Here is a 624-nt window from a genome sequence, read left to right on the forward strand (position 1 = left end):
ATTGTGGCCGCCGCCCAGCGAGTGATCAATGTAGATGGCGTTCGTTCGAATTAGGCAAGAGATCACTTCGGAAAGAGGAACGTCACCGCCACGCGGAAGCCCAGTCCTTCCGGGCCGTCGTCTGGGGCCGCCGCCCAATATCGTATGCCCGCCGTCAGGCTGATTGGCTGTTTGTCGATGGTGATCAGCTTGGCGACTGCGAAGTTGATCGGCACCGACCAGTCGTTCGTTTCCCAGTTATATGTCGACTCCGTATTCAGGGAGAACGTCCAGGCGTCCTTGGTCGTGTAGGAGAGGAACGGCTGGAGGAACGTCGAACTCACATCCTCCCGGTCGCTTTGACCAGCGAACGACCAGATGTGGTTCCCGAGAAAGCCGTAAGTCCAGGGGCCGTCCTGCTTAAGGGCGACCGCTGTCGGACCCGCACCCCACTTGCCGCTTCCGAGGAGCTCGTCCGTCGCCGTCGGCAGCAGGAACACGGGGCCGACGCCCCAGACGATGCCGCTCTCGGTCGGCTTGGACGGCGAGAAGAAGAAGCTTTGCGTGATGTCGCCGAGACCGAACTGCGTTCCCGACGGTCCGGCAATGTCGTTCTGCCATGTGACTGGCAGGATGGTGCGCGAG

At 61.5% G+C, this 624-nt stretch carries 1 pseudogene; it reads right to left on the reverse strand.

Going from position 1 to position 624, the window contains the following annotated elements:
• Window positions 1-62 precede the first annotated feature (62 nt).
• A pseudogene (locus tag AF337_RS02585) lies at window positions 63-624 on the reverse strand (transporter); the annotation flags it as partial.

It is taken from the genome of Rhizobium ecuadorense, assembly GCF_001187535.1.
Lineage (GTDB): Bacteria > Pseudomonadota > Alphaproteobacteria > Rhizobiales > Rhizobiaceae > Rhizobium > Rhizobium ecuadorense.